19 protein-coding genes, 1 rRNA gene and 1 pseudogene are annotated in these 23,897 nt (G+C 47.6%); 18 read left to right on the top strand and 3 right to left on the bottom strand.

From position 1 onward, the window contains the following. Nucleotides 1–234: 234 nt before the first annotated feature. From LPW36_RS11685 to fdhF, 18 genes are all read left to right on the top strand, one after another. Nucleotides 235–3,276, top strand: coding sequence for an autotransporter outer membrane beta-barrel domain-containing protein (locus LPW36_RS11685; protein WP_230609820.1), 3,042 nt, complete (start codon nt 235–237; stop codon nt 3,274–3,276). Between the two features lie 189 nt (nt 3,277–3,465). Beyond that, entirely contained in the window at nt 3,466–3,681 is a 216-nt protein-coding gene (locus tag LPW36_RS11680; protein WP_230609819.1) for a hypothetical protein, read from the top strand. A gap of 205 nt (nt 3,682–3,886) precedes the next feature. Then, complete coding sequence (locus tag LPW36_RS11675) at nt 3,887–4,447, top strand: GNAT family N-acetyltransferase (protein ID WP_230609818.1); 561 nt, start codon at nt 3,887–3,889, stop codon at nt 4,445–4,447. A gap of 156 nt (nt 4,448–4,603) precedes the next feature. Then, on the top strand, nt 4,604–6,169 hold the full coding sequence (locus tag LPW36_RS11670; protein ID WP_338085984.1) for an AMP-binding protein: 1,566 nt from the start codon (nt 4,604–4,606) through the stop codon (nt 6,167–6,169). A gap of 1 nt (nt 6,170) precedes the next feature. Continuing rightward, nucleotides 6,171–6,410, top strand: a complete 240-nt coding sequence (locus tag LPW36_RS11665; protein WP_230609816.1) for an acyl carrier protein — start codon at nt 6,171–6,173, stop codon at nt 6,408–6,410. Between the two features lie 271 nt (nt 6,411–6,681). Further along, complete coding sequence (locus tag LPW36_RS11660; RefSeq protein ID WP_230609815.1) at nt 6,682–7,323, top strand: 4Fe-4S dicluster domain-containing protein; 642 nt, start codon at nt 6,682–6,684, stop codon at nt 7,321–7,323. Next, entirely contained in the window at nt 7,323–9,341 is a 2,019-nt protein-coding gene (gene hyfB / locus LPW36_RS11655) for a hydrogenase 4 subunit B (protein WP_230609814.1), read from the top strand. Before LPW36_RS11660 ends, hyfB begins: the two co-directional genes overlap by 1 nt. A 55-nt stretch (nt 9,342–9,396) precedes the next feature. After that, on the top strand, nt 9,397–10,320 hold the full coding sequence (locus tag LPW36_RS11650; RefSeq protein ID WP_230609836.1) for a respiratory chain complex I subunit 1 family protein: 924 nt from the start codon (nt 9,397–9,399) through the stop codon (nt 10,318–10,320). A gap of 18 nt (nt 10,321–10,338) precedes the next feature. After that, nucleotides 10,339–11,778 carry a hydrogenase 4 subunit D gene (locus tag LPW36_RS11645; protein ID WP_230609813.1) on the top strand — a complete coding sequence of 480 codons (1,440 nt, stop codon included), beginning with the start codon at nt 10,339–10,341 and terminating at the stop codon, nt 11,776–11,778. Between the two features lie 11 nt (nt 11,779–11,789). Next, a complete protein-coding gene (hyfE, locus tag LPW36_RS11640) occupies nt 11,790–12,440 on the top strand; it encodes a hydrogenase 4 membrane subunit (RefSeq protein ID WP_230609812.1) in 651 nt (216 codons plus the stop codon). Between the two features lie 5 nt (nt 12,441–12,445). Then, nucleotides 12,446–14,011, top strand: coding sequence for a hydrogenase 4 subunit F (locus LPW36_RS11635; protein ID WP_230609811.1), 1,566 nt, complete (start codon nt 12,446–12,448; stop codon nt 14,009–14,011). Between the two features lie 23 nt (nt 14,012–14,034). Then, on the top strand, nt 14,035–15,747 hold the full coding sequence (locus LPW36_RS11630; protein ID WP_230609810.1) for a hydrogenase large subunit: 1,713 nt from the start codon (nt 14,035–14,037) through the stop codon (nt 15,745–15,747). 16 nt (nt 15,748–15,763) lie between these two features. After that, the gene (gene hyfH / locus LPW36_RS11625; protein ID WP_230609809.1) at nt 15,764–16,318 is read left to right on the top strand and encodes a hydrogenase 4 subunit H; all 555 of its coding nucleotides are present in this window, start codon (nt 15,764–15,766) and stop codon (nt 16,316–16,318) included. Further along, the gene (locus LPW36_RS11620; RefSeq protein WP_230609808.1) at nt 16,315–17,097 is read left to right on the top strand and encodes an NADH-quinone oxidoreductase subunit B family protein; all 783 of its coding nucleotides are present in this window, start codon (nt 16,315–16,317) and stop codon (nt 17,095–17,097) included. The genes hyfH and LPW36_RS11620 overlap by 4 nt, the downstream gene beginning before the upstream one ends. Before the next feature lie 4 nt (nt 17,098–17,101). Then, the gene (locus LPW36_RS11615; RefSeq protein ID WP_230609807.1) at nt 17,102–17,512 is read left to right on the top strand and encodes a formate hydrogenlyase maturation HycH family protein; all 411 of its coding nucleotides are present in this window, start codon (nt 17,102–17,104) and stop codon (nt 17,510–17,512) included. After that, nucleotides 17,512–17,985, top strand: a complete 474-nt coding sequence (gene hycI, locus LPW36_RS11610; protein WP_230609806.1) for a hydrogenase maturation peptidase HycI — start codon at nt 17,512–17,514, stop codon at nt 17,983–17,985. Before LPW36_RS11615 ends, hycI begins: the two co-directional genes overlap by 1 nt. Before the next feature lie 404 nt (nt 17,986–18,389). After that, nucleotides 18,390–18,929 (top strand): 4Fe-4S dicluster domain-containing protein, encoded by a 540-nt coding sequence (locus tag LPW36_RS11605; RefSeq protein WP_230609805.1) that lies wholly within the window; start codon nt 18,390–18,392, stop codon nt 18,927–18,929. A 40-nt stretch (nt 18,930–18,969) separates the two neighbouring features. Further along, nucleotides 18,970–21,114 carry a formate dehydrogenase subunit alpha gene (gene fdhF / locus LPW36_RS11600; RefSeq protein ID WP_230609804.1) on the top strand — a complete coding sequence of 715 codons (2,145 nt, stop codon included), beginning with the start codon at nt 18,970–18,972 and terminating at the stop codon, nt 21,112–21,114. A gap of 71 nt (nt 21,115–21,185) precedes the next feature. On the opposite strand, the pseudogene LPW36_RS11595 reads toward fdhF, so the two are convergent. The 3 genes and pseudogenes from LPW36_RS11595 to rrf all read right to left on the bottom strand — a co-directional run. After that, nucleotides 21,186–22,808, bottom strand: a pseudogene (locus tag LPW36_RS11595) (sigma 54-interacting transcriptional regulator); the annotation flags it as partial. A 460-nt stretch (nt 22,809–23,268) separates the two neighbouring features. Next, complete coding sequence (locus LPW36_RS11590; protein WP_230609803.1) at nt 23,269–23,508, bottom strand: hypothetical protein; 240 nt, start codon at nt 23,506–23,508, stop codon at nt 23,269–23,271. 270 nt (nt 23,509–23,778) lie between these two features. After that, nucleotides 23,779–23,894 (bottom strand): 5S ribosomal RNA (rrf, locus tag LPW36_RS11585). Nucleotides 23,895–23,897 lie beyond the last annotated feature (3 nt).

Below are 23,897 nucleotides of genomic sequence, written 5' to 3'. Positions count from 1 at the left end.
TTAATTGCTTATCATCCATCCCTCATTAGCCCTATCAAAGCAAAATTATCAAAAATAAAATCATTTATTATTATCGGAAATATTAAATAAACCGATCATCAAATATTTTTTAAAGCAAAACCAAAAAAAATAAATAATTGTAATAATAATGAAAATTAATATTTCAAATGATATAGTTTAAAAATAGTAACAATTTAATTCCTAATATTTCCCGTAGCAATGGAAGGTGCGGCAATGAAACATAAGCCAACAAATAAACCCTATCTGTTTAAAAGAAAAATAATATTAATCAGCCTGCTATCAGGCATCATGACGGCTCAAACCCAGGCTCAGGAAGCCATCTGGAACAATAATACAGGAAATAGTCTCTTTTTTGATGGTCTTAACTGGTCAACCGGTCTGGGGCCAATGGATAATGATGATGCACTGTATATTAAAAACAGTAATGGGCAGGAAGTTAAATTAATTATCAATGATTTTAATGAACTCTCAGGCTCTGCTGATATTGTTATTGGCCAAGGTGAAAACAATAATAGTTATGTAAAAGTAAGCGGGCCTCCTGAGGAAGCACGTTCTTCATTCTATAATGGCAAAATGACTATTGGCAGTGATGGAGCAACTGGTTTATTTGAATACCAGCACGGTACCATAGATCAATCTAGTAAATTTGCATCTATTGATACACTGAATATTGGTTCCGGCTTAAACAGTAATGGAACCATGTCATTATTTGGCGTAGGTAAAAATACCACCGATCAATTTATGGGGAAATCAATAGTCGGCACCCAAAATGCCCATATTGGTATCGATGGGGGGACTGGTGAACTAACCGTCAGCGGTAGTGAATTTGAAGTCAACTCCTATTACACCAACTCGGATCCGGTCACATTTACTCTGGGTGATGGTAGCAATAGTGGCATCAGCAGCAAAGGCACCATGAATATTCTTGCTGGTGGAAAGGGTAGTTTCTCAGCGGGGCACGGTTTATCCTCTTATGATCAGCCAACCTCGATCATTGGTTTAAACCAGGGTGAAGGTACGCTGAATATTTCGGGCTCAACGGTTATTAACGGCGAAGTCAGACAAAGCCGGAGCTACTTTGCTCAAGGTTTAGCTATTGGTCAGGACACGGGCAGTATTGGTACCGTTAACATCACTGACGGTGGCTCAATGGCAACCATGTCAGCCACAGAAGATACCACTAACATCGGTGCATATGTGGGTGTTAATGGCGGTAAAGGTTCGGTACTGATTTCTGGTACAGACAGCGTCTGGAATGTTTCCGGTCATACTTATTATGGTGATACCTCGGGTGAAGTGGGCAATCTGTCAATTGGGGAAAGCGGCACAGGTATAGTCACGATTGCCAATGGCGGTAAAATATCGCTGGGTAGAACCGACTACCACCATCATTCTGCACCAACTTACTATTCGGACTTCACATTCTATAACGACCAACTTGGCGAGCTGCATCTGGGAAATCAAGCCGATGGTGTTGGCCAGCTAAATTTCGGTGCCGCCGAAGGTCAACCAGCTCAAGCCCCTGGTACTCTGGAAGCTGATAAAATTATTTTTGGTGCCGGAGAGGGTACGGTGGTATTTAACCACACGGATAACAGCGGACAATACATTTTCGCAACCACAATGGTTAGCAGTGCTGAAGGACAAGGCACCATTAAACAGGTTAATGGTGTAACCGTATTTAATACCAACCTAAGTACATTTACTGGCAAAACCGAGGTTACCGGAGGTACGCTGGTTGTTAATAATGTACTGGGCGGTGCTATGTCTGTCTCCGGTGGAGGTACGCTGACGGGCACAGGCAGCATCGGTAATACCACCATTGGCAATGGCGGTACCCTTTCTCCGGGAGAGTTCAACTCAACGGAACCCGCGACGATAACTATTAATGGCAATCTCATTATGGAGTCCGGTTCTAACTATATTGTTGATATCACCACCAACAGTGCATTGCCTAATCCTTATGTTTCCGATCTGATTCAGGTTAATGGTAGTACTGTACTAAACGGCGCAGCGGTTACCGTTCGGGATCGCGGTGATAGTGCCCTTTATGTACCAGGTAGCCGCTGGCATATTCTTTCCGCCAGTGGTGGTGTTACCGGCGAGTTTGCCGCGATCACCCCGCTGCTGTATGTCAATGCGAATTATGAATATGACGCGAATAATGCCTATCTCACTATTACTCGTAATCAGCAGGACATCTGTACTGCCAATATGAGTTCAAATGAGTGTAATGCGGCGGAGAGTATTATTGAGCAAACGGTTGATATTCATAACGAAATCATTTCCCAGCCGGATGAAAAATCAGCTAAAAATGCACTAAGCCAGCTTTCAGGTGAAATTCATGCCTCGGCAAAAAGTGCTCTGCTGGAAGATAGCCGCTTTATCCGTGAAGCAGTGAATAATCGCCTACAGGATCCTGCCGTTGGTGATGGTGCATGGGGGCATATTTACGCATCCTGGGGTAAATTTGACAGTTCAAATGATACGGCAGACATGAGACGTAATATCGCCGGTGTCTTCCTCGGTGTCGATAAATCCTTAAATGATACCTGGAAAATGGGTCTGGTTGGTGGCTATGGCAAAGCGGATATTACCGTATCCGATCGTTCTTCCTCCGCCGATCGTTATGACTATCAAATTGGTGCCTATACCAAAGGACAATGGGATAATTTTAACCTGCACACCGGTGTTTCGTATGCGCTGAATGACTATTCCACTAAGCGCAAAGTCAGACTTCAATCGATACACGATGACCTGAGTGCAGATTATAACGCATCAACTTCACAGGTATTTACTGAAGCGCGTTATCTGTTCAACATCACACAAACGCTCTCTGTTGAGCCTTATGCTGATGCTGCTTATGTTCATATTAAAACCGATGACTTTACTGAAAATGGTGGCAACGCCAGATTGCATGGTGCCGCTGATAGTACCAATACCTTCTTTACAACACTGGGTAGTCGGGTAACCAAGCACTTTACGCTGGAAAATGGTCAGACAACCAAAATCTGGGGTAATGCGGGTTGGCGTCATGCTTACAATGATGTCACACCAACAGAAAAAGTGAATTTTGTTGGCGCTAACAGTTTCAGTGTTGAAGGAGCATCAATCAGTAAAGATGTTGCCGTATTCGAAGCAGGTGCCGAAATTAAAGTAACGCTGAGTACTGAAGTGGGTGCAATGTATAACGGTCAGGTTGGCAATAATACTCAGGATCATGGTGCTAAGGTCTATATAAACTGGCGCTTCTGATACGCTAATATTGAAACCTTCATAAAGTTTGTTGCGGCAGCTTTATGGAGGTTTTATCTCATCAGTAGTATATCCGGCGCATTTGGTCTACTGGAGTCACGACCTTACGTCGATCTGGATTATGAATATGATTCGGATAATGTCTGGCTGGTTGTCACCCGTAACGATCAGGATATCTGAACTGATGATATGACCTCAAACCAATGTAATGTTGGTGAACAGGAAGACGAAGATAATAACATCAAGAATGAAATTATTTCTCAACCTGATATCGAATCTGCCAAAGATGCACTGAACCAACTTTCGGGTGAAATCCACACCTCGGCTAAAAATGCCCTGCTGGAAGATAGCTGTTTCCTGTGCGAAGCCATCAGTAATCGTCTGCCAGATGCGGCTATATTTTGAAGCAGGAGCTGAAATCAGCGTTACTCCGGGTACCCAGATCGAGCTATGTATAATGGCCGGGTTGGTAATAACACGGAAGATCATGGAGCAAAAGTATATATAAACTGGTGTTTCTGATAGTGTTATGCTGAAAACTTTTCCGGAAGCATCCTCATGCTTCCAGAGAAAATCCACACAATTAACGGCAATCAAGACGGGAGAAAAAATGGCTTCCAATACCCCCAATCTGGCAGGGATCCCGATTTATATTGAAACCAACGGATATTTGTTGCGTAGTTTAACTCCAAATGACGTTACGCCTGAATTCCTTAAATGGATGAACAGTCAGGATATGATGGAAGGACTTAACCTTCCGCCACTAAACTTCACCCACCAGCAGCTAGCTGACTACACAAAACAGTTTGATAACCACCGCAATTACTTTATCGGTATCTTTGATAAGAAGAATAATTTATTGGTGGGCTTTTATACCATTGATGTCAATCTTAACCATAAAGTAGGCCACATTACCGCTGGCGTTGGTGCTCCCGGATATCCCGGTAAACCTGTACTCTGGGCAACCATTGATGCATTGCTGGATCACTTCTACCTTTATCGCGATCTGCATAAAATGGCGGCGCGTATTCTGGCGAAAAATAAACGCATGCTGTTTTGCTTTGTTAAAAACCCGCGTTTTAATCTGGAAGCCGTACTTAAAGAGGAGTGCCTTGCTCCCGACGGTGAACGGGTTGATATCCTTATCTTCTCTTCATTACGACACAAATAGTCATTACGCTTATGCCATCTAATTTAGTTTACACCAACACTTAACAGAATTCCGATTCGACATGGTGATTTCACCACTACCACGGAAGCGCTGGCCTATGCCGCCGATGGCGAAGCCGGGTTCAATTTTTTCAACGTTTCCGGTGAACTAACGGGCGTGTTGGACTATAAGCAGATGCAAGTCCAATCGATGCAAGTGGCGTTACAGCTTAAACAACAGGGGTTTTCCCGCCACGATCGTCTGATTTTTATGGCAGAAACCACGCCCGACTTTTTACTGTTGTTTTTCGCCTGCCAGTATTTAGGATTAATCCCCTGCCCAATAGCCTTTACCGTCAATCTTGGCGGTATGTCGACCTATATTGAGAAGTTAAATAGAATTATTACCTCTTCTCAGGCGAAAGCGATTATCAGCTCAGGGACTGTTGCTGATGCTATTGGTCAATCGGTTTCCATCCCAACTCTGATATATAGCGAGATTGTTCATCAATCTAAGTCGCTTCTTCAGCCAGAACTGTCGGAGCTTGCTCCATTTACTGCGGATGAACCCGCCTATATCCAGTTCTCTTCTGGATCAACCACCCACCCGAAAGGCGTGCAGATAAGCCAGCGTGATTTGCATACCAATATCTACGCGGTTTTGCGCTATGGCATGAAACTGCGTCCGGAAGATCGTTCATTCAACTGGCTTCCCTTCCACCATAATATGGGCATGATTGGTTTTCTTCTGGCCTCCGTGTATGGACAGCGAACCGTTGATTGCCTGAGCGCAGAGAACTTTGTTCAGAACCCGCTGATTTGGCTGGAGCTGATGTCACAGTATAAAACGGCAATAACCTTTGCTCCGGTATTTGGCTATCAGTTTGCCATGAAGAAATATGCCGAAAGTGAGAATAAACCCTCTCTCGATCTCTCTTCACTGCGGGTAGCTGGTATTGGTGGCGATCTGATTAGCCCTGATATGTTGAAAATGTTTGCCGGCTGTTTTGCCAGCAGCGGCTTTAATTATCAATCTTTCCTGCCAAGCTACGGGCTTACAGAGACCACGCTGGCCGTGACCGCCTCCGACGTGGACCAACCGCCGGTGATTGACACATTAACCAGCGAGCTGATTCAAAAACCTATCGTCTCCTGCGGTAAAGCGCTGCCGGGCTTTGAGGTGAAGATCGTTGACGGAACCACTCAAACCAAACTGTCGGAACGAGAAATCGGTCAGATTTGGGTAAAAGGTCCCAGCATTATCACTCGCTATATTGACGATCAGGCTCCTGTTGAATCAGACGATGAAGGCTATATTTATACCGGCGATCTCGGCTATCTGTGGCAAGACCAGCTGTTTATCAGCGGTCGGGAGAAAGATGTCATTATTATTCGTGGCCGTAACATTTGGGCGCAGGATATTGAGTGGTCGCTGTTGCAGACAATTCCGCAAATTGGCGTCAACAATGTGGCTGCCATTGGCATTAACGAGCAACAAGAAGAGAGGATGGCAATTCTGGTTCATACCAGCGAAGAGCTGGCAACAGACCATACTCAGCTTCATCAACTGGCGACAAAGATCCAGAACCTGACGCGTAAAATTGCGGGTGTTCAGGCCAGAGTCTTGTTTACCACCCGGAAGTTACCATTAACCTCTTCAGGAAAACTGGCCAGAGCACAGGCTAAAGAGGCATATCTGTCCGGTAATATGGCTATTATCTACGATTCAGAGGGGCATATCTGAAATGAACTATCTACATAAGAGTAAAGAAATACTATCGGGCTGCCTGTCGATTCCTGTGGAGCAGATTCAGGATGATAGCCTGATTGAGCAGCTAAAACCCACGCTGGACAGCGTAGATTTCGCTGGCATTATGATGCAAGTAGAGCGCTTTTTGAAAAAAGAGGTGCCGGTAGCGGAGTGGCTGGAATTAGGCTCAGTGAAGGATCTGGCAGACATGCTGGAAAGAAATCACAGCCATTAAATCCAGTAATGTTCATTATTAACAAAAATAGCGCCAAAAATGGCGCTATTTTTGTTATTTCACCACGCTGATTTCTCGAGACTTCCCCCCCCTTGCTCCGTCATTTATGTCGAATGACACCACACATTCGTCAGCAAAATATAAAACCCAATAATATCAATAAATTAAAATAATTCTCAACTGGCATGAATTATGCTTGAACTTACTTAACTGTTTAAAGGTATGACTCTTTTATCTGTCAGACGACTATCTAAATACCGGAGGGATGGCTATGAACCGCTTTGTTATTGCGGAGCCAAAAGATTGTATCGGATGTAATACCTGTATGGCCGCCTGTAGTGAAGTACATAAGGCCGCGGGTCTACAGTCACATCCCCGATTAATCGTAATGCGGGATGCCAGCAGCACAGCACCTATTTTGTGTCGGCATTGTGAAGATGCGCCCTGTGCCCGGGTTTGCCCGGTTAAGGCGATCACTCATCAAAACAACGCCATCGAGCTTAATGAAAGCCTGTGTATCGGATGCAAACTTTGCGCTATCGCCTGCCCGTTCGGGGCTATTACGCCTGATGGGAGTAGGCCATTATCCGCTCCCGTCAACTACGACCGCTTTTCACAAGCGGATGCACATGCCCGGGAAGCCCGGACGGCTCCCTACAATCAGGGGCTCCATCCTATGCTGAGCTGGGCTCCGGGTTTACGCCAGGCCGCGGTGAAATGTGATTTATGTGCCTTTTTGCCTAATGGCCCCGAGTGTGTTCGCGTTTGTCCTACTAACACCCTGTTTTTAGTCGATGAAAATGCCATTGAGCAAGCTAATGCCGCTAAACGCCTTGAAGCCATGGAAGTCTTTCATACTGACAATGCCTTCGGGGATAGCTTTTTAAACCAACAACGTGCGGAGAAAGAATAATGGGTAATCCACTCCAGTTACTGCTTATCTCCGTTGCCATCTATCTGATCGGTGCCATTTTGCCACCGCTAATTAGCCGTAGCGAACAGCTGGTTATCAGGCTATCCGGCATCGCCAGTATGATTGGTGGTATTTTCGGTCTGCTGGCATCTGCGCCCATTTTACTGGGCGCGAAAATGATGATCTTTGCCGTTGATGGCCCCTTCTCATTTGCCCACTTTATTGTGCGTCTGGATGGATTAGCCGCTTTTATGGTGATGGTTATTTCCCTGTTGGTGGTCGTCACCTCGCTGTACTCCCTCTCTTATGCGGAGGAGTACATTGGTAAAGGGGCGAGATATATGGGTCTGTTTATGAACCTGTTTATCGCCTCAATGGTGGCACTGGTCGTCATGGATAACGCCTTCTACTTTTTGGTGTTCTTCGAGATGATGTCGTTGGCCTCTTACTTTCTGGTTATTACTGAACAGGACGATGAAGCTGTCGGCGCCGGGTTGCTTTATTTTCTGATTGCACATGCCGGTTCTGTGTTAATCATGATCGCTTTCTTTATTCTGTATAAAGAGAGCGGCAGTATGGACTTCGACAGCTTCCGTCAGGTTAGTCTGTCAGCACCAGAGGCGTCCGCCGTCTTCCTGCTGGCATTCTTTGGCTTTGGTGCCAAAGCCGGGATGATCCCTCTCCATGGCTGGTTACCGCGCGCTCACCCGGCGGCGCCTTCCCATGCATCAGCCCTGATGTCTGGCGTTATGGTTAAGATTGGTATCTTCGGCATTATTAAAGTTGGCATTGATATTCTCGGTGCCACCAGCGCCTGGTGGGGATTGGTGGTATTAGCCTTTGGTGCTGTTTCTGCGGTCCTTGGGGTTATGTATGCTCTGGCTGAACATGACATCAAAAAGCTGCTGGCTTACCACACGGTAGAAAATATCGGCATTATTCTGATGGGTGTGGGTGTTGGTATGATTGGAATCGCTACTCAGCACCCGGTTCTGGCCGTAGTAGGGATTCTCGGTGGCTTGTACCACCTGCTTAACCACGCAGTGTTTAAAGGATTACTGTTTTTAGGTGCAGGTTCTGTAATGTATCGGGTTCATACCAAAGATATGGAACTGATGGGCGGCCTGGCTAAACTGATGCCTTACACCGCCGTCACCTTCCTGATTGGTACTATGGCTATATCGGCCTTGCCACCGCTAAACGGCTTTGTCAGCGAATGGTTTACCTATCAGGCGCTGTTCACCATGAGCCACGAAGGTCCATTTATTATGCGTATCGCCGGTCCGGTTGCCATTGTGATGTTGGCCATTACCGGCGCGCTGGCAGCGTTGTGCTTTGTTAAGGTGTACGGCATCAGTTTTGCCGGTGCCGCACGCAGTGAAAAAGCGGCTAATGCAACTGAAGTTCCACTACCGATGATTCTGGCAATGGTATTGCTGGCGCTACTCTGTATTGCTCTGGGCGTTGGTGCTCCGCTGGTCTCTCCGGTGATTGCTAACATTTCAACCCAGTTAAGCGAACAGGCTGCAATGCCGGTTGCCAGCGGCTCACTGGTCTTCCCGGGTTCTTCACCACAAACCGTTCTCTCTACTCCATTGATTGCTTTGCTGTTAATTGGATTCCTGACGCTGCCGCTGCTGATTTATGCCATCTTCAAAAGCCAGCGTTTACGCCATCGTCATGGCGGTAACCCCTGGGCCTGTGGATACGGTTATGACGGCCAGATGGCGGTGTCAGCGGGAGGCTTTACCCAGCCACTGCGAACTATGTTTGCACCGCTGTATCGTCTGCGCAAAACGCTGGACCCATCTCCTGCAATGTCACGAGCAATGCAATCCACCATTCGTGGTGCCACACAGGCAGAACCCTGGTGGGAAGAAAAAGTGGTACTCCCCATTGTCAGGGCGGTGCTGTGGTCAGGTAAACGCATTCAATGGTTGCAGCACGGTGACTTCCGGCTTTATTGCCTGTATGTAGTCATTGCGCTGACGGTCCTGATGCTGGTTACGGTGATGTAAGGAGCGAAACATGCCAATCACACTCTCTGACTCAGAAATCATGACCTCCTTCGGTATGTTTCTGTTTGCCCTGATTCAGGCGGTGGCCTTACTGGCCCTGTCACCATTAATGTCCGGTATTTCCCGGGTGATTAAAGCCAGAATGCAATCACGCCGTGGCCCCGGTGTGCTGCAGGAGTATCGGGATATCTTCAAACTATTGCGCCGTCAAAATATTGCACCGGAGGCTTCCGGCATTATTTCGCGCATTATGCCTTATGTGCTACTCAGCTCAATGTTGGTGGTCGCTATGGCGCTGCCTCTTGTCACACTGGGTTCCCCGTTTGGCGTTGGGGGAGATTTAATTACCGTTATCTATCTGTTCGCTCTGTATCGTTTTTTCTTCGCGTTGGCAGGGCTGGACTCCGGCAGTATTTTTGCCGGTATCGGTGCCAGCCGGGAAGTGACGTTAGGGGTACTGGTAGAGCCTATTCTGGTGCTGTCTCTTATCGTGATTGCTCTGATTGCCGGCTCCACCAATTTAGGCAGTATCAGCACCTCACTGGCAACCAACCCACTGCAATCACCAACTGCAACGCTGCTGGCCATGGGTGCCTGCGCTTTTGCGGTATTTATTGAGATGGGGAAAATTCCTTTTGACGTAGCGGAAGCCGAACAGGAACTCCAGGAAGGCCCTCTCACTGAGTATTCCGGTCCGTCACTGGCACTGGTAAAACTCGGACTGGCGCTAAAACAGGTGGTTATCGCTTCGCTGTTCGTTGGTGTGCTACTGCCTTTTGGCAACAGTGACGTTCTGACTATCAGTTCGTTATCTCTGGCCATTGTGCTGTTTCTTATCAAGCTGCTGGTTGTATTTGTCGTTGCTTCGCTGTTTGAGAACAGTTTGGCCCGAGGCCGTTTCCTGCTGACATCGCGAACTACGTGGGTCGGATTTGGCGTTGCCGCACTGGCATTTGTGTTTTATCTCACTGGTCTGTAAGGAGCTAAGAAACCGATTATGGAAAATATCGCTCTCGCGGCCATTTTGGTCCCTTTTGTTGGTGCCATCATCACCGGACTGGCACCGCAGCGTACTGCCAAATGGCTCTGTACACTGTTTGCTGCCATCGCCTCAATCGCCACTCTGTTGCTGGCTATTAGCTGGTTCAACTATGGCAGAACAGATGTCACTTATGAGCTGGTAAGCTTTGGCCGTTCGGTGCTGTTTGGCCTGACCATTGACCGCATCAGTACGCTGATTGTGTTTGCCGTGGTGGTACTTGGGTTATTAGTTAGTGTTTACTCTGGTGCCTATCTGACTAAAGAGAACCGTGAACACCCCCACGAAGGCCAGTCACGCTACTATGCACTGCTACTGGTATTTATCGGCGCGATGGCGGGCTTAGTTCTCTCCTCCACGCTGGCAGGACAACTGCTATTTTTTGAAATTACCGGTGGATGTTCATGGGCGCTGATTGGTTACTATCAAAAACCCAAATCGCTACGCTCCGCGTTAAAAGCATTGCTGATTACCCATGTCGCCGCTGTTGGTCTCTATCTGGCTGCCGCCTGGCTATTTGCTGAAACCGGAACCTTCTCCCTCACTGCGCTGGCAGACCTGAATAGTGATGCCAAAACCGTCGTACTGTTTGGCATTCTGTTTGCCGCATGGGGCAAATCAGCACAGTTACCGCTGCACGTATGGCTGCCGGACGCCATGGAAGCTCCAACTCCTGTAAGTGCTTACTTACATGCAGCATCTATGGTGAAGGTAGGCGTGTACATTTTTGCCCGTGCGTTAATGTCTGCCGGTGAAATACCAGAGATTGTCGGTATCGTAGGCGTCACCATGGCAATGATTACGCTGATTTATGGCTTTATCATGTACTTACCGCAGACCGACCTTAAGCGCCTGCTGGCCTATTCCACCATTACTCAGCTTTCCTATATTTTTCTGGCGCTGTCCCTATCGGTTTTCGGCTCCAGAATGGCCTTCGATGGCGGTATTGCTTACATCTTTAACCATGCCTTTGCCAAAAGTCTGTTCTTCCTGGTAGCAGGAACCCTGAGCTACAGCTGTGGAACCCGGATGTTGCCAAAACTGCGGGGAATTATGCGCTGTATGCCGCTGGTAGGTATTGGTTTTTGTATTGCCGCACTGGCTATTACCGGCATTCCCCCGTTTAACGGATTCTTCAGTAAATTCCCGCTGTTTGCAGCCGGTTTTGAAATGTCCGCAAACCACTGGTGGATGATGCCGGTAATGATTTTGGCGCTGATTGAGTCGGTGGCCAGCTTTGGTTGGTTCCTCTACTGGTTTGGTAAAACCGTACCGGGTGAACCTTCTGACGCGGTAGCAACCGCTTCACCGGTACCTGTTGCGATGCAAGGGGTGCTCATCATTCTGATAGTAATGTCCCTGTGCTCGAGCTTTATCGCCGCCTGGTGGCTTGGATAACGGAGTTGATAATGACTGGAACGCTTATTGTAAACAATCTGGCGGGGCTGCTAATCATCAGTTCACTGCTTGTCATCGGCGCCAGGCAGCCAAAAAACTCTGCTCTGTTCTACGCCCTGCAGTCGCTGATACTGGTGCTAATTTTTATCGCCCTGGCATATACCATGCACGCCGAGGAGCTATTCCTCTGGTCGGGAACCGCCTTTGTCACCAAAGTTCTGGTGGTGCCCTATATCATGTATAAGGCGCTGGGGAAACTTCAGGACGCTAACGCCGATACCCCGGTAATTGGTATGGGGCTGCTGATACTGATTGCCGCCATCATTATTGTCCTGAGTTATCTGGTGGTGGACTCAGTAAAACTCCCGATGGTTGAGGATCTGAAACCGGCACTGAGTGTCTCTCTGAGCCACTTCTTTCTTGGCCTGCTATGTATTGTTAGCCAGCGCAATATTCTCAAACAGATTTTTGGTTACTGCCTGATGGAAAACGGCGCTCATTTAACGCTGGCTTTAATGGCATACAAAGCCCCTGAACTGGTGGAAATTGGTGTGGCAACCGATGCCATTTTCGCCGTAATCATTATGTCCGTGATGGCGCGTAAGATATACCGCACGCTGAAGACCCTGGACGTACGCCAACTTACTGCGTTAAAGGGGTAATCGAAATGACCAATATAGAATGGATTTACCCACTGCTGTTGGTGCCGCTAATTATCTCGTTGCTCTGCTTTACCTCTCGCGGGTTTGCAGGTGCATCCCGTCAGGTTGCCACTCTGTTTCATCTGACGGGCATTATTCTTACCTGTCTGTTATCCCTGATGGTGGTAGCTGAAGTCATCAATAACAGCACACTGCTGGTAATGCACCAGTGGATCTATATTGACAGCCTGGGAGCCCTGTTTATCGCCATTATTGGCGTTATTGGCCTGCTTACCGGCCTGTACTCTATGGGTTATATGGGCCACGAAGTGGATCATGGTGAAGTCACTGTTTCCACCCTCTGTAACTACTATGGTTTCTTTCATCTGTTTCTCTTCACCATGCTGGTGGCGGTAACCGCAAATAACATCATTATGATGTGGGTGGCCATTGAGGCAACCACACTAAGCTCCGCATTTTTAGTGGGTTTATATGGCCAACGTTCCTCGCTGGAAGCCGCCTGGAAATACATCATCATTTGTACCGTCGGCGTGGCTTTTGGCCTGTACGGTACAGTGCTGGTTTATGCCAATGCAGCCAGCGTGTTGACCGATCCGGGTAATGCTATTTTCTGGACGGTACTGCACGATAATGCACAGTTACTGGATCCTACCCTGATGCACCTGGCCTTTGCCTTTGTGCTGATTGGTTTTGGTACTAAATCCGGTCTCTTCCCTATGCACGCCTGGTTACCGGATGCCCACAGTGAAGCCCCCAGCCCAACCAGCGCTATGTTGTCTGCGGTACTGCTTAACTGTGCCATGCTGATTGTTATCCGCTATTACATCATCGTCAGCAAAGCCATCGGCCCTGCTTTCCCTCAAACCCTGATGCTGGTATTTGGCCTGCTGTCCGTTGCTGTTGCCGCGCTGTTTATAATTGTCCAGCGTGATATGAAGCGGCTACTGGCCTATTCCAGCGTGGAAAATATGGGGCTGATCGCACTGGCAATGGGTATCGGTGGCCCGCTGGGTATTCTTGCGGCTCTGCTGCATACCATTAACCACAGTCTGGCAAAAACGCTGCTGTTCTGCTGCTCCGGTAATGTCCTGTTGAAGTATGGCACCCGGGATATGGATGCCATCAAAGGCGTGATGAAAGTAGCACCGGTTACTGCAATTCTGTTTGCCGGAGGTGCTCTGGCTCTCGGTGGTATGCCGCCGTTTAACATATTTATCAGCGAATTTATGCTGGTGACTGCCGGTATTCAGAGTGGAAAAATTGCGGTGATTATTATCACTCTACTGCTGTTAACCATTGTTCTTGCCGGACTGGTAAGAATGGTTGCCGGTACCGTTTTAGGCCCAGGCCCTGAAGCAGTGGCGAAAGGTGAACTGGGCAGTATGACAACCTTACCGATTGCAGTGCTAATGGTGTTAATGCTGATTATGGGCCTGCATATCCCCCAACCGGTTTTACAGTTGTTGCACAACGCTACCAGTATCGTTCTGGATAGTGGCGGTGCGCCGTTAAGCGACTACCTGACATTGCCGTGGCAAAGCGTTCAATCTGCCGTCACGCACGGTCAATAGCAAGGATCGACAGGAGAAGAAAAGTGAATATATCCAATGAAACCAAAGTCGGTCATGGCTATGTCGAAGGTTTAAGACAGAAATTTCCTTTAGCAATCATCGACGAAAGCTGGCAAACGGAAAATCAGGTTACCGTAACGATAAAAATCAATATGCTGCCGGAAGTCGTGGAGTGGTTATACTACGTGCAGGGCGGTTGGATATCGGTACTGTTTGGTAACGATGAACGCCCGCTTAACGGACACTATGCCGTGTATTACGTGCTCTCCATGGAAGCCACGGTAAAAAGCTTTGTCACGGTTAAAGTGCTGGTGGACGAACGTACATTAGAATTTCCTTCAGTTACGCCCCGGGTTCCTGCCTGTGTATGGGGAGAGCGGGAAGTTCGCGATATGTACGGCCTTCGCCCCGTTGGGCTACCGGATGAACGTCGTTTAGTTCTGCCCGATGACTGGCCGGATGATATTTATCCATTACGCAAAGATGCCATGGACTACCGCGAACGTCCGGATCCAACCACGAAAACCGAAACCTACCAGTTTGTTAACGAAGCGGGGGAAAGCCGGGTAGTGCCCATTGGCCCGCTGCATATTACTTCCGATGAACCGGGCCATTTCCGCCTGTTTGTTGACGGTGAAGATATTGTGGATGCGGATTATCGCCTGTTCTACGTTCACCGCGGTATGGAGAAGCTGGCGGAAACCCGCATGGGCTACGATGAAGTGACATTCCTTGCCGATCGGGTATGTGGTATCTGTGGCTTTACCCATAGCGTCGCTTATGCTAACTCGGTGGAGAATGCGCTGGGTATTCGGGTTCCTGAACGAGCCCAAATGATTCGCACCATTCTGCTGGAGGTGGAACGGCTGCACAGCCATTTGCTGAATATTGGCCTCTCCTGCCACTTTGTTGGCTTCGATACGGGATTTATGCAGTTTTTCCGCGTGCGTGAAAAAGCCATGAAAATGGCAGAAATGTTGACCGGCGCTCGTAAAACTTATGGACTTAATCTGATTGGTGGCGTCCGGCGGGATATTCTGAAAGAGCAGCGTATCCAGACCATTAAAATGTTGCAGGAAATGCGCGCTGAAGTGACACGACTGGTAGAGATTCTGCTGGAAACACCCAATATGCATCAGCGCACCAGTGGCGTTGGCATGCTCGACCGTAAAGTAGCCCGTGATTACAGTCCGGTTGGCCCGGTGGTTCGTGCCAGCGGCTATCATCGGGACGTGCGTAAGGTTCATCCTTTCACCGCCTACGCCTCAATTCCGTTTGATATACATGTGATGGAGGGCTGTGACGTTAATTCGCGGGTTATGATCCGTATTCAGGAGTTTTTTGAATCCATTGGTATCATTGAATACGCGCTGGATAACCTGCCAGCAGGCCCATTGCTGGTAGAAGGCTTTAGCTATCAGCCACATAATTTTGCTTTGGGTATTACCGAAGCACCGCGCGGTGAGGATATCCACTGGAGTATGTTGGGTGATAACCAAAAACTTTATCGCTGGCGCTGCCGTGCAGCAACCTACGCTAACTGGCCTCCGTTACGCTATATGCTGCGGGGAAATACCGTATCCGACGCACCGTTGATTATTGGCAGCCTTGACCCCTGCTACTCCTGTACCGATCGGGTCACCGTGGTTGATGTGCGCAAGCGCAAAGCTCAAACCGTTGCCTATAAAGAGATTGAACGGTATGGCATTGAGCGCAAGAACTCGCCGCTGAAATAACGGAGGATAACCCAGTATGTTTAAGTTATTAAAAACTATACTTAACGTCGGCGATACCACGGTTAAATATCCGTTCAAGCCCTACGAAGTTTGCCCTGACTTTCGTGGCAAGCCAGAGTATCACGCAGAGCAGTGCATCGCCTGTGCTGCCTGTACCATGGCATGTCCGGCAAATGCCCTGACCATGAACACGGATACCGTTACCGGTGAACGTAAGTGGTTACTATTCCTTGGTCGCTGTATTTTCTGCGGTCGCTGCGAAGAAGTCTGCCCTACCAAAGCGATTCGTCTGTCAGAAGATTTTGAACTGGCAGTTTTCAATAAACAGGACCTGTTTCAAGAAGCGGTATTTCAACTGACCGATTGCCAGGTGTGCCACCGCCCCTTTGCCCCGCGTAAATCCATCGATTACGCCATCGCTCTGCTGGTTCAGTCGGGCCTGTCACCCGAAGAAGCACAGACCATGCGCCCGCAGTTTGAAACCTGCCCGGATTGTAAACGCAAACATAATTCCATCAGTGCGCCGGGCGTAAACCTGGGGCAACACCTGAATCAGGAGGCGGCCAAATGAATATCAGTGTTCCGGATGCGATTAATGGTATCTCAACGCCAATTACCGTCGATGAGCAAGTGGCAAAGCTGAAGAAAGCATTACTAAAGGATATTCAACGTTCCGCTTATGTCTATCGCGTTGACTGCGGTGGCTGTAACGGCTGCGAAATTGAGATCTTTGGTACGATTACACCGGTATTCGATACCGAACGGTTTGGCATTAAAGTGGTCTCCTCACCGCGCCATGCGGACATCCTGTTGTTTACCGGTGCCGTTACCAGAGCCATGAGAACACCCGCCATCCGTGCCTATGAATCTGCCCCGGACCCGAAAATTTGCATCTCCTACGGAGCCTGCGGATGCGGTGGTGGTATCTTCCACGACCTCTATTGTGTTTGGGGTGGCAGCGACCAGATTGTACCTATTGATGTCTACATTCCCGGTTGTCCTCCGACTCCCGCTGCCACTATCTATGGTTTTGCCATGGCGCTGGGGCTGTTGGACCAGAAACTCAAACTGCCTAACCATACGGAAACCGAGGGTGAGCAATCACTACCGCGCTTCCCTTCATTGCCGCCGGAGTTAAGAGTCGAACTGGAACGAGAAGCTCGCCGTATGGCCGGTTATCGTCAGGGAGGCGACATTGCTCAAGCCTTTATGCAGTTACTCACTCAGGACAGCCCTCAACCCGTTGATGAGCGCATCTACCACTACCTCAGACAATATGCAGACCCTCGTTTAACGGAGATCGTCACTAACCTGCAAAAAATCTGTGCGCCATTAATCAATGGGAAATAGCGTAATGAATGAAGATAAAGTGGTTTTCTACTTGCTCAATCAAAAATTCCTCGACAGTGATGAGGATATGCCAGAGCAGGCGCAGCAGGTTATGTATTACTCGCTGGCCATTGGTCATCATGTTGGTGTGATTGACTGCCTGAAAACCCTGATGGAGTGCCCAACTGAAAAATACCGCCTCTGGATTGCTCAACTGCCGGAGGGTGGAGAAGCTCGCCGTAAAATGGAAGGGTTAATCAAATTCGGTGAAATCACCATCGATTGCACGCACACCCAATGCCTGGCAAAAGCCTGGTCAGCAATCACTAACCCGCTGACGGAAGAGCAGCTCCTCTGGACAAATACGCTGATGAAAGTACTGCATGACATCGAGCGTGAACCCGCCATCTATCTTATGGTCAGGAGGAGAAATTAATGTCGCAGCAAACCACCGGTAATAATGTGGTACTTACCGTCGGCAATAACATGATGGGGGATGACGGCGCAGGCCCACTGCTTTATGACATGATGAACGAGGTTCCCATTTCCGGTTGGCTGGCGATTGATGGGGGTTCCGCACCGGAAAACTCTGCCCATCAGGTTCGGGAGCTTAAGCCTGACACCTTGATAATCGTGGATGCGGCAGATATGGAGCTGAATGTTGGGGAAATCCGCATTATTGACGCTGATATCATTGCGGAAATGTTCATTATGAGTACCCATAACTTACCGTTAAGTTTTCTGATTGAGCAACTAAAAGAAGATATTTCCAGAGTCATTTTTATTGGTATTCAACCCTCTATCGTTTCATTTGCCTTTCCCATGTCGGATGAGGTTAAGGTTGCGGTAAAGGAGGTATATCGTAGTTTGATCACCGGACAATACGAGCAGCAGTTCATCGCACTCTGACCATAAATTCAGGCATCTTCACAACTTGATAGTCATCAAATAGACAAGTTTGCTGAATCATACTGAATATTGCGATACATCAAGATTGCCATTGTTTATCTGGTGTATCACTGCTTGGGGCGAACTATTTTTGCCAGAGAATTATTCACTCTGCAAATAACTGTTATTACCCCGATTTATCGACATATTTGCCGAAATATCTGTCGATATAATGGCCTTATGCACTCGGCACAAATTCGCTTTGTTGAATTAATCATTAAAATTCAACAAATTATAAAAAAAGAAAAACTGGCATAAACTCTGCTTAGTAAATAGTGAGCATACTTAACGCAGGGTATATCAACGTTTAAATACGATTTACTACTGGTGGGTTGCCGCCGGAGGCGAGTAATGGAGATACATTTATGAACCGGTTCGTTATCGCCGATCCGAAAAACTGTATTGGATGCCGCACTTGCGAAGTTGCCTGCGCGGTAGTTCATAGCACTGATAACGATGTGGCTAATATGTCGGTTAAAAGCTTTGCTCCTCGTATCAAGGTTGTCAGAGGGCAAACCGTAAGTACCGCCATTCTTTGTCGTCATTGTGAAGACGCGCCCTGCGCAGAAGTCTGCCCTAACGGCGCAATTGTCAGACATAACGACAGCATTCAGGTTATTCAGGAGAAATGCATTGGTTGTAAAACCTGTGCTATCGCCTGTCCTTATGGTGCCATGAGTATTGTGACCAAAAGCGTTACCGTTCCGGGAGTAGTAACCAGCCATCGGCAAAAAACGGAAGCGCTGAAGTGCGATCTCTGTGAAGGAATCACCGAAAGTCCTACCTGCGTAAAAGTTTGCCCAACTAATGCATTACGTCTGGTTACACCGGAATCTCTGGACGCCATGATGCGGCAAAAACAGGAACGGGCTGCACTGGATGAAGCCATAGAAATTCATTTTTAGTCATCAGGTATATCGACTGGCTTGAAGGAGTTAAACGAGCATGAAAAAAGTTATTACCGTCTGCCCGTATTGTGCATCGGGCTGTAAAATCAACCTGTTGGTTGATGGCGGGAAAGTCGTTGGCGCAGAAGGTGCTAACGGTGTCACTAACCAGAATGAGCTTTGCTTAAAAGGCTACTATGGTTGGGATTTCCTGAATGATACCAAAATTCTGACACCACGCCTGACTAAGCCGATGATTCGTCGTCAGCGCGGCGGTGAGCTTGAAGCCGTATCCTGGGGCGAAGCAATCGAGTTTGCTAGTTCCCGGATGAAAAAGATCATTGAAGAGCATGGCCCCGATGCGGTCATGACTTCGGGTTCATCTCGAGGCCCTGGCAACGAAGTGAACTACATTATGCAGAAGTTTGCCCGTGCCGCTATTGGCACCAACAACGTGGATTGCTGCGCACGCGTTTGACATGGCCCTTCGGTTGCAGGTCTGCACCGCTCAGTGGGTAATGGCGCGATGAGTAACTCCATCGTTGAAATGGAAGACACTAAATGTCTGTTTATCTTCGGCTATAATGCCGCAGATTCCCACCCTATTGTTGCTCGCCGTATTTTAAAGGCCAAGGCAAAGGGTGCTAAAGTCATTGTTTGCGATCCACGTTACATCGAAACCGCTCGTATAGCCGATATATATCTACCGTTGAAAAACGGCAGTAACGTCGCGCTACTGAATGCTTTTGCTAACGTATTAATCAGCGAAAATCTGTATAACAAAGAATTTGTTGAAAATCATACCGAAGGGTTTGAGGAATACTGCAAAAACGTTGAGAAATATACGCCAGAGTATGTTGAAAGCATCACCGGATTATCCGCAAAGCAGATCCGCGAAACCATCCGCATGTATGCCGCTGCACCATCGGCAACCATTCTGTGGGGCATGGGGGTAACGCAGTGGGGACAAGGGGTTGATACCGTTCGCTGTTTAACCAGTCTGGCATTACTGACGGGGAATATCGGTCGTCCTAATGTGGGTGTTGCACCAGTACGCGGCCAGAACAACGTTCAGGGCGCCTGCGATATGGGAGCACTGATTGATACCCTGCCAGGATATCAATATGTCAATGACCCTGCCGCCCGTGAGAAATTTGCTAAAGCTTGGGGCGTTGAGTCGATTCCGGAGAAAAAAGGCTATCCTCTCAGCGAGGTACCGCATAACGCGATTTCTGGTAAGGTCAAAGCATTCTATGTGATGGGTGAAGACCCTATGCAAACCGAGCCGGACCTGTCGGTAGTGCGTCAAGGTTTTGAAGCCCTTGAGCTGGTTATCGTTCAGGATATCTTTATGACCCAAACGGCAGCTATGGCTGACGTTATCTTCCCGGCGACCTCATGGGGTGAACATGAAGGGGTTTATACCAGCGCAGACCGTGGCTTCCAACGATTCTACAAAGCCGTTGAACCTAAGGGCGATGTAAAAACCGACTGGGAAATTATCTGCCTGATGTCCACCGCTCTTGGCTATCCAATGAAGTACCACAACACCAAAGAAATCTGGGATGAACTACGCGAGCTATGCCCAATTTACTATGGTGCGACTTACGAGAAGATGGAAGGCCTGGGCTATATTCAATGGCCATGCCCAACGCTGGACCACCCGGGAACCCAGTATCTGTTTGCCGGTAGTAAATTTAACCGTCCAAATGGAAAAGGTGAACTGTATGCCACCGACTGGCGGCCACCAATGGAACTCACCGATGAAGAGTATCCGTTAGCATTGGCAACGGTACGGGAAGTGGGTCACTACTCCTGTCGTTCAATGACCGGTAACTGCGCTGCACTGCAAACGCTGGCAGATGAACCTGGTTATGTTCAGATCAACACGCAGAATGCGGCAGAATTAGGTATTCGCGACCAGCAGTTGGTTTGGATCTCTTCCCGTCGGGGTAAAGTCATCAGTCGCGCTGCCGTTAGCGATCGTACTAATAAAGGCGCAGTCTATATGACATACCAGTGGTGGATCGGTGCCTGTAATAAGCTAACGCTGGATGAACTGGACCCAATCTCCAGAACGCCGGAATTCAAACACTGTGCCGTTAAACTTGAGGCGATTCCCGACCAAAACTGGGCTGAAAGCTATGTGCAGAAAGAGTACACTGCATTGAAGAACCGGTTACGTCAGGCGGCGGAAGTCTAGCGGGTTGTGTTATACAGAAAAGGGCTGATTTTCAGCCCTTTTTCATTTTTTTTTGTCATCTCTATCTATATTCAGTCATCATCCTGAATATCTTTTACTGAAATACCCAGACGCTGCATGCGGGACAACAGGGTGGTTCGTTTTAATCCCAGTTTTTCTGCCGCTCCTCTTGGTCCGGCAACGATGCCGTTGGTCTCCTTGAGCACCCGGATAATTTCCTGACGTTCGGTTTCATCATCATCAGCTAATTTTACCGGCCTGGCCTTCAATAGCTTTGTCATGACGTTTGCCGGTTGAGGGTGATTATCCATAGGTGAGAGATGATATTGTAATTCATGTGGCTGCAAATTCAGCGTGGTGCCTTTAGTCAGGATCACCGCTCTTTCAATAACGTTTTCCAGTTCACGCACATTTCCCGGCCAGGGCAGTTTCTTGAGCAAATTAATGGTTTCTGTTGGTACGCTTTCAATATTTCGATTCATACGACGGGCGATCTTTTTGGTAAAGAATTTGACCAGCAGAGGAATATCCTCCGGGCGATCGCGCAGTGGTGGAATCACAATAGGGAACACATTCAGACGATAATAAAGATCGCTACGGTACTGTTTATCAATCACCATCTGGTGCAAATTACAGTTAGTGGCGGCAATCAGTCTGACATCAACAGGTATGATTCTGTTACTTCCCAAACGTTCTATTTCGCGCTCCTGAATAACCCGTAACAGTTTGGATTGTAATTCCAGTGGGATATCCCCCACCTCATCAAGAAACAGCGAGCTGCGGTCAGCCTGTTCAAAACGCCCTATACGCTGGGCCGTTGCCCCGGTAAATGCCCCTTTTTCATGACCAAACAGATCGCTCTCCAATAAACCAGAGGGGATTGCTGCACAGTTAACTTTAATCATGGTACGAGCGCTACGCTGGCTCATTTTATGAATAGCTCTGGCGATCAACTCCTTTCCCGTTCCGGTTTCACCCAGTATCAGGACGGTACAATCACTTTCTGCCACCATAGCAACCTGCTCAAGTACTAATGACATGGCCTCGCTTTGGCCCACTATCTCATCAAAATTCTCAAAATTTTTAATCTCTTCGGTGAGATATTGGTTCTCATACAGCAAGCTATCTTTCAGACGAGATATCTCGTCATAAGCCAAAGCATTATCAATAGCTATCGAGATTCTCGCGGCAATATGCTGAAGCAGATGGATATTTTTACCGGAGAATACGCCGTCATCAATACTGCCTAAGCACAAGACACCCAGCACTTTTTCATTAAATATCAGGGGTAAAAGGCAAAAAACCGGCAGCGTAGTTTTGAGCATTGAGCCAATATAATCGTCATTATTGTCCCGCTGGTTAAACTTACAGCCGTATATCAGACGAGCCTGAGGATCGTTATATACCTGCGATAACGTTGAGCTATCTAATGAAAGGCTTTCCTGTGTACGTTGTACTTTTGGGCTGGATTTAAAGTAAGTGGTATAGCGGCTCAAACGTTGATTAGTATTATCTGGCAGGTCAAGACTGATATAGCTGATATTAAAGAAGTGGTGAATCTCATCGGAAAGTTCGCAAGAGAGCTCATTAAGAGCTCGTTTGGCAATTACAGTATTGGTAACATCAACCAAAATACGAAAGTTCTCCAACTCTTGTCGGAGTGCATCTTCCTCATCAAGACCGGTTGATTGCTCTATCTGTAACAATGCCATAGTCCTATCGTTGTTAAAGCCAGAAAATAAATTACTCAGGCAGACTCTATTCATAACAGTACGATGTCAGTGAATTCGCTATATTCTGCATTGAGTATCAGATACACGTTCTGAACTTACCGTAATAGATAACAGTTTACGCCATTAACCTTATTATTTGTATGACTTTTCTTTATTAGATTACTAAAAATGAACGTGGATCAAATTTAAGCTGTAATAACGACATATAATCCTAATGAGTTATGTGATAACTGTGCACTTTATCTATCTAATTAACTGATATAATTAAAATTTATTACATGATTTATTTCCGATAATTTATTAAACCACCAGTTAACCAACGCGTTTGCTAATACCGATATTAACCAATGTACCCGCAGTAAAATCAATACGGTCGTTCTCAATTCCATCCGAAAACTGATAGGTGGTTTGCGATCAGTAATCATGAGACCTCCTGACGAATCAGTGAATTAAGCAGCTCCGGACTAATATTTAAATTACCGACCTTATTCTCTCCCTGAGCCAGATTTTCAAATACCTGAGCAATCAGCTGTTCAGGACGCATATTGCTCATTGCCAACGCTTTAAGAATTTCCGGACCAACAGACTCATACATTTTCATCCGCTTCTCAATGCCATATGTGGCAACATCAGCCAATGCCCGCTCATTTTTTGAAGTCAATTGAACCAGTGGCTGGCGCTACTGCTATAGATATTCAGAATTTTTCACGTAATTTGGGTGAGTGAGCAGCATGATGCAAGAAGGCAATCTGAACTCATGGCTTCAATTTGCTGGTAAACCTGACAAATGGACTTGAGCGGATATTCCGGCCGTAACAGCTATGTACTCATATCACTACAGTGCCCGGCCGGTAGGGCCTGTCTCTGAATATTTCATAGTCCACATAAGCAAAAAACCCTCAGCTTTCGCTGAGGGTTTCTCTTAATTAAAGCCTGGCAGTTCCCTACTCTCGCATGGGGAAGCCCCACACTACCATCGGCGCTACGGCGTTTCACTTCTGAGTTCGGCATGGGGTCAGGTGGGACCACCGCGCTATCGCCGCCAGGCAT

Source organism: Limnobaculum eriocheiris, assembly GCF_021010575.1.
Classification (GTDB): Bacteria; Pseudomonadota; Gammaproteobacteria; order Enterobacterales; family Enterobacteriaceae; genus Limnobaculum; species Limnobaculum eriocheiris.
This window is presented reverse-complemented; position numbering and strand designations above follow the sequence as displayed.

What these genes read in the sequence shown, in the direction of transcription:
- LPW36_RS11685 (WP_230609820.1), top strand. Translation starts at nt 235, where the DNA reads ATGAAACATAAGCCAACAAATAAACCCTATCTGTTTAAAAGAAAAATA.
- LPW36_RS11680 (WP_230609819.1), top strand. Translation starts at nt 3,466, where the DNA reads ATGACCTCAAACCAATGTAATGTTGGTGAACAGGAAGACGAAGATAAT.
- LPW36_RS11675 (WP_230609818.1), top strand. Translation starts at nt 3,887, where the DNA reads ATGGCTTCCAATACCCCCAATCTGGCAGGGATCCCGATTTATATTGAA.
- LPW36_RS11665 (WP_230609816.1), top strand. Translation starts at nt 6,171, where the DNA reads ATGAACTATCTACATAAGAGTAAAGAAATACTATCGGGCTGCCTGTCG.
- LPW36_RS11660 (WP_230609815.1), top strand. Translation starts at nt 6,682, where the DNA reads ATGAACCGCTTTGTTATTGCGGAGCCAAAAGATTGTATCGGATGTAAT.
- hyfB (WP_230609814.1), top strand. Translation starts at nt 7,323, where the DNA reads ATGGGTAATCCACTCCAGTTACTGCTTATCTCCGTTGCCATCTATCTG.
- LPW36_RS11650 (WP_230609836.1), top strand. Translation starts at nt 9,397, where the DNA reads ATGTTTCTGTTTGCCCTGATTCAGGCGGTGGCCTTACTGGCCCTGTCA.
- LPW36_RS11645 (WP_230609813.1), top strand. Translation starts at nt 10,339, where the DNA reads ATGGAAAATATCGCTCTCGCGGCCATTTTGGTCCCTTTTGTTGGTGCC.
- hyfE (WP_230609812.1), top strand. Translation starts at nt 11,790, where the DNA reads ATGACTGGAACGCTTATTGTAAACAATCTGGCGGGGCTGCTAATCATC.
- LPW36_RS11635 (WP_230609811.1), top strand. Translation starts at nt 12,446, where the DNA reads ATGACCAATATAGAATGGATTTACCCACTGCTGTTGGTGCCGCTAATT.
- hyfH (WP_230609809.1), top strand. Translation starts at nt 15,764, where the DNA reads ATGTTTAAGTTATTAAAAACTATACTTAACGTCGGCGATACCACGGTT.
- LPW36_RS11620 (WP_230609808.1), top strand. Translation starts at nt 16,315, where the DNA reads ATGAATATCAGTGTTCCGGATGCGATTAATGGTATCTCAACGCCAATT.
- LPW36_RS11615 (WP_230609807.1), top strand. Translation starts at nt 17,102, where the DNA reads ATGAATGAAGATAAAGTGGTTTTCTACTTGCTCAATCAAAAATTCCTC.
- hycI (WP_230609806.1), top strand. Translation starts at nt 17,512, where the DNA reads ATGTCGCAGCAAACCACCGGTAATAATGTGGTACTTACCGTCGGCAAT.
- LPW36_RS11605 (WP_230609805.1), top strand. Translation starts at nt 18,390, where the DNA reads ATGAACCGGTTCGTTATCGCCGATCCGAAAAACTGTATTGGATGCCGC.